Source organism: Nocardioides dubius, assembly GCF_039528155.1.
Lineage (GTDB): Bacteria > Actinomycetota > Actinomycetes > Propionibacteriales > Nocardioidaceae > Nocardioides > Nocardioides dubius.
The window spans coordinates 126,683-128,814 of record NZ_BAAALG010000013.1 but is presented as its reverse complement, the minus strand read 5'-3'; the positions used below and the strand labels follow the sequence as shown (position 1 = coordinate 128,814).

Here is a 2,132-nt window from a genome sequence, read left to right as displayed (position 1 = left end):
GTGCCGGCCGTTGCGTCGTCGTCCCTGCGCTCAGTCGAGCTCGCGCTTGAGGATCTTGCCGGTGGCGGTCATCGGCAGCGCCTCGACGACGTCGACGATCCGCGGGTACTTGTAGCTGGCCATCTGCTCCTTGCCCCAGGCCACCAGCTCCTCGGCGGTGGCCTCGGCACCGGGCTTGAGGATCACGAACGCCTTGATCTCCTCGCCGTGCGACTCGTGCGGGACGCCGATCACCGCGGCCAGGGAGACCGCCGGGTGGGTCATCAGCACCTCCTCGATCTCCCGCGGGTAGACGTTGAAGCCGCCGCGGATGATCAGGTCCTTGGCGCGGTCGACGATGTAGTAGTAGCCGTCCGCGTCCTTGCGCGCGAGGTCACCGGAGCGGAACCAGCCGTCATGGATCGCCTCGGCGGTCGCCTCCGGGCGCCGGTAGTAGCCCTTCATCACGTTCGGGCCCTTGATCGCGATCTCGCCGACCGCGTCGGGCTCGGTGATCTCGTTCCAGTCGGCGTCGATCAGCTTCAGCTCGACGTCGGGGATCGGGACGCCGATCGAGCCGACCCGCGGCGGCTTGCCCCAGGGCGCGAAGCTCGCCACCGGCGACGTCTCCGACAGCCCGTAGCCCTCCAGGATGGTCACCCCGAAGCGCCGCTCGAACTCCTTGTGGACCTCGATCGGCAGTGCCGATCCCCCGGCGACGGCGACCCGCAGGTTCGCCGCCAGGGTGGCGACGTCGACGTCCTCGGTGAGCGCGCCGAGCAGGCCCCAGTACATGGTGGGGACGCCGCCGAAGAAGGTGACCTTCTCGCGCAGCATCAGGCCCAGCGCGGCGTTGGCCTCGAAGCGCGGCAGCATCACCACGGTGCCGCCGAAGGCGAAGGCGCCGTTCTGGATGACCGTCTGCCCGAAGGAGTGGAAGAGCGGCAGGACGCACAGGTAGGTGTCCGGGTCGTCGGCGTTCGCTCCGAACAGGTCGCGGCTGACCAGTGCGTTGGAGTGCATGTTGCTGTGCCGCAGCTCGGCGCCCTTGGGCTGCCCGGTGGTGCCGCTGGTGTAGAGGATGACGGCGGTGTCGTCGGCGTCGGTGGCGACCGTCTCGAAGGTCGGCGCCTGGCCGGCCAGTGCCTGGCCCAGGGTGGTCGTGCCCTCGATCGGCGACGGCGCAGCGGGGTCGACGGTGATCACCACGAAGTGCTCGCAGCCGTCTGCCTGCTCGAACCCGGCGTGGCCCTCGGCGCCGATCGCAAGGTCGGCGGTGCCCTCGAAGCAGAAGTAGGCCTTCGCCTCGGAGTCACCGAGGTGGTAGGCGACCTCACGGCCCTTGAGCAGGATGTTGAGCGGGACCACGACCGCTCCGGCCTTGAGGATCCCGTAGTAGACCAGCGAGAAGTACGGCAGGTTGGGACAGCTCAGCGCGACCTTGTCGCCGGGCTGGATCCCCTTGCTCACCAGGAAGTTGGCCACCTGGTTGGCTCCGGCGTTGACCTGGGCATAGGTCAGCCGGGTCTCCCCCAGCACGACGGCATCCCGGTCCGGGTAGTTGCGGGCTGAGTCCTCCAGGAACACGGCAAGGTTGAGCACGACGGCCTCCGTACGGCTAGCAGTAGGTGACCAGACGGTAACCTGCGGTGACAAGCGACACACCCCCTCGTCGCGCCGTGTCTGCCAGGAAGCGTCGCGGCGTCGGGGCCGAGGGCCGCTTCCTGCCACCCCGCCGGCGGTGCGCACCACTACGCTGTCCCCGTGTCCGAGCCGGCTTCCCCTGCGTCCCCGCAGGAAGATCTCGTCGCGGCCCTGCGCCGCGCGGGCATCGGCGAGATCCGCGACGACGACGCCACCCGCGCCGCGTACTCCAGCGACGCCTCGCTGTACCGGGTCCCGCCGCGGCTGGTGGCGTTCCCCCGGCACGCCGACGAGATCGCGGCCGCGATCAGCGTGGCCCGCGAGGCGGGCGTGCCGCTGACCGCCCGCGGCGCCGGCACCTCGGTGGCCGGCAACGCGATCGGCACCGGCATCGTCCTCGATCTCTCCCGGCACCTGGACCGGGTGCTGGAGCTCGACCCCGAGGCTCGGACCGCACGGGTCCAGCCGGGCGTGGTGCAGGCGGCGCTGCAACGCGCCGCCGCCGGGGC

General features: G+C 70.7%; 2 protein-coding genes. One reads left to right on the top strand and one right to left on the bottom strand.

What is annotated here, in order from left to right:
• Window positions 1-30: 30 nt before the first annotated feature.
• Entirely contained in the window at window positions 31-1,581 is a 1,551-nt protein-coding gene (locus ABD151_RS17745; RefSeq protein ID WP_343996142.1) for a long-chain-fatty-acid--CoA ligase, read from the bottom strand.
• A 162-nt stretch (window positions 1,582-1,743) separates the two neighbouring features.
• On the opposite strand from ABD151_RS17745, the gene ABD151_RS17740 reads away from it, so the two are divergent.
• Window positions 1,744-2,132 (top strand): FAD-binding oxidoreductase (locus ABD151_RS17740; RefSeq protein ID WP_343996140.1); only part of this gene is annotated, 389 nt, incomplete at its 3' end.